Genomic DNA, 2,821 nt, shown 5'->3' with positions numbered 1-2,821 from the left:
GTCGCCCCCCTGTTCGAGACCCAGGAAGACCTGATGGCGGGCACCGCCGTGATGGAACGCCTGCTGTCGGTGGACTGGTATCGCGGTTACATCCAGGGTCGTCAGTACGTGATGATCGGCTACTCGGATTCCGCCAAGGATGCGGGCATGATGGCCGCCGGCTGGGCCCAGTACGCCGCCATGGAATCCCTGGTGGCACTGGCCGAGGCCAACAAGCTGCGCCTCACCCTGTTCCATGGCCGTGGCGGCACCGTCGGCCGTGGCGGCGCCCCCGCCCATCAGGCGATCCTCTCACAACCGCCGGGATCCCTGCGCGGTGGCCTGCGGGTGACCGAACAGGGCGAGATGATCCGCTTCAAGTTCGGCCTGCCGAAAGTGGCCATCCACAGCCTGAACCTCTACACCAGCGCCGTGCTGGAAGGGAACCTGCTGCCGCCACCCAAGCCCAAGGAGTGCTGGCGCGCCGTGATGGAGCAGCTGGCCACCGTCTCCTGCGATCACTACCGCAGCATAGTGCGCGGCCACCCGGACTTCGTGCCCTACTTCCGTGCCGCCACCCCCGAGATGGAACTCGGCAAGCTGCCGCTCGGCTCCCGCCCGGCCAAGCGCAAGCCCAACGGCGGCGTCGAGAGCCTGCGCGCCATCCCCTGGATCTTCGCCTGGACCCAGAACCGGCTGATGCTGCCGGCCTGGCTCGGCGCCCACAAGGGGCTGCAACAGGCCATCACCGGCGGTCAGAAGAGCGTGCTGGAAGAGATGAGCCGCCAGTGGCCCTTCTTCCGCACTCGCCTCGAGATGCTGGAGATGGTGTTCCTCAAGGCCGACCTCTGGCTCGCCGAGTACTACGACACCCGTCTGGTACCCAATGAGCTGTGGGGCCTGGGCAAACAGCTGCGCCAGGAGCTTGCCGATTCCATTCAGGTGGTGCTGGAGCTGCGCCCGCAGGGCGATCTGCTCGACGACCAGCCCTGGATCAAGGAGTCCATCAAGCTGCGCAACCCCTACACGGATCCGCTCAACGTGCTGCAGGTCGAGCTGCTGGGTCGCTCGCGCAAGAACCCGGAGACCCTGCACCCCGAGCTGGATCAGGCGCTGATGGTTACCATCGCCGGTATTGCGGCAGGTATGCGCAACACGGGTTGATAGTCGGGACATCACTCCCCTACAACAAAGGGCGCCTCGGCGCCCTTTGTGTTTTTACTACCCGCGGTTGTTGAACTGCAACATCCGCGCTTACAGGCTGGCGCAGATTTGCCAGAGGTCGTACTGGATGGCAGCAGCCGTGACTTCCCGGCCTGCGCCCGGCCCTTGAATGACCAGCGGGTTGGTGCGGTAGCTGTCGCTCTCGATGGCGAAAATGTTATCGCACGGCAGCAGGTTGGCGAACGGGTGGTGGGGCTCCAGCGCTTCCAGTCCAACCCTGGCCTTGCCGTCGTGCTCGAAGCGGGCCACGTAGCGCAGCACCTTGCCGAGGCGCTTGGCTCCCTCGAAGGCGGTCTGGATCGGGCCATCCAGCTCTTTGAGCCTGTCCATGAACTGATCCGTGCTCGCCTTGCGCAGGGAGACGGGCACCAGATTTTCCAGCTCGATGTCGGCGGAGTCGAGCTCAAAGCCCGCTTCCCGCGCCAGAATGAGCAGCTTGCGCCTCACATCCTGACCGGAGAGGTCTTCGCGGGGATCCGGCTCGGTCAGGCCGTGCTGCCACGCCTCGTCCACCAGCTCGGAGAAGGGGCGCGTGCCGTCATATTGCTGGAACAGCCAGGAGAGAGTGCCGGAGAAGATGCCGGAGACCCCCTGAATGCGGTCGCCACTCTGGCGCAGCATCTGGATGCTGGACTGAATTGGCAGCCCGGCCCCCACGGTGGCGTTATAGCGCCACTGCACCTGATGGTCGCGGCAGGTCTGTTTGATGCGCTGGTAGAACTCGCTGTCGGCGGCACCGGCAAACTTGTTGGCGGCGATGATGTGGATGCCGAGCTGGGCGAAATCCGGGTAATAGCGGCTCACCGTCTCGCTGGCGGTCATGTCGAGGGCTATCAGGGTATCGAAGCTGTGCTGCTCCAGCTGGGCCAGCAGCTCGGGCCAGATCAGCGGCTTGGGGTTGAACTTGTCCTGCACCTTGAGGGGATCCATCCCCTCTTCGTCCAGCAAGCCCCCTTCCGAACTGAATACGCCGTAGAGGGTGAGCGCCAGATTGAGTTCATGTTCGAGACGGGCCTTCTCGCGGCCATAGAGGCTCAGCCAGTGGCCGCCGATATTCCCCTTGCCGAACACCACCAGCCCAACCCGGGTCGGGCGGCTGAACAGGGCGCTGTGCAGGGCGATCAGCAGCGGCTCCAACACCACTTGGCGCACTACGGCCACCAGACTCAGGCCATCCCTGGCCACCTGCACAAACTCCAGCGGCTGATCCGCCAGCAGCTGATAGAAGCGGTGACACTGCTCGGCGTTATCGGTTACCCCGGCCCCCACCAGAGCCACCAGACTGAACCCCTCTTTCTGGATGAGGCCAGTGAAGCTGCCCTGCAACTGGAAGTCGCGCAGTATCTCGAACGCCCCTTCCGCCACTTCCAGGGTGTAGGCCAGACGCAGCACCCGCCGATCCGGCTGGCGCTGCAAGGTGAGCGGATTGAGGCGATGACGGGCCAGATGGGCCTCGATGACCGCGACTGTCTGATCAAAGTGGGTCTGCGGCAGCACCTTCAGCTCTATGAGAGCGATCTGATCTACCGAGGAGACGATGCGGGCACCGCCGGAGCGCGGCGCACGGCGCAGGATATGGGTGCAGCCTTCGTCCGGGTTGTAGCTGCAACGCAGGGTG

2 protein-coding genes are annotated in these 2,821 nt (G+C 64.7%); one reads left to right on the top strand and one right to left on the bottom strand.

Annotation, left to right across the window (positions count from 1 at the left end):
* The coding region (locus tag AAC083_RS23460; protein WP_258224817.1) for a phosphoenolpyruvate carboxylase at window positions 1-1,143 on the top strand (1,143 nt) is incomplete at its 5' end.
* 90 nt (window positions 1,144-1,233) lie between these two features.
* Here the strand turns inward: AAC083_RS23460 and metL are convergent.
* A partial coding sequence (gene metL, locus AAC083_RS21360) for a bifunctional aspartate kinase/homoserine dehydrogenase II (RefSeq protein WP_258224816.1) occupies window positions 1,234-2,821 on the bottom strand: 1,588 nt, incomplete at its 5' end.

The organism is Aeromonas sp. HMWF014 (assembly GCF_963878295.1).
GTDB classification, from domain to species: Bacteria; Pseudomonadota; Gammaproteobacteria; order Enterobacterales; family Aeromonadaceae; genus Aeromonas; species Aeromonas popoffii.
Note: the sequence above shows the minus strand (reverse complement) of the source record. Positions and strands in the feature narration are given on the sequence as shown.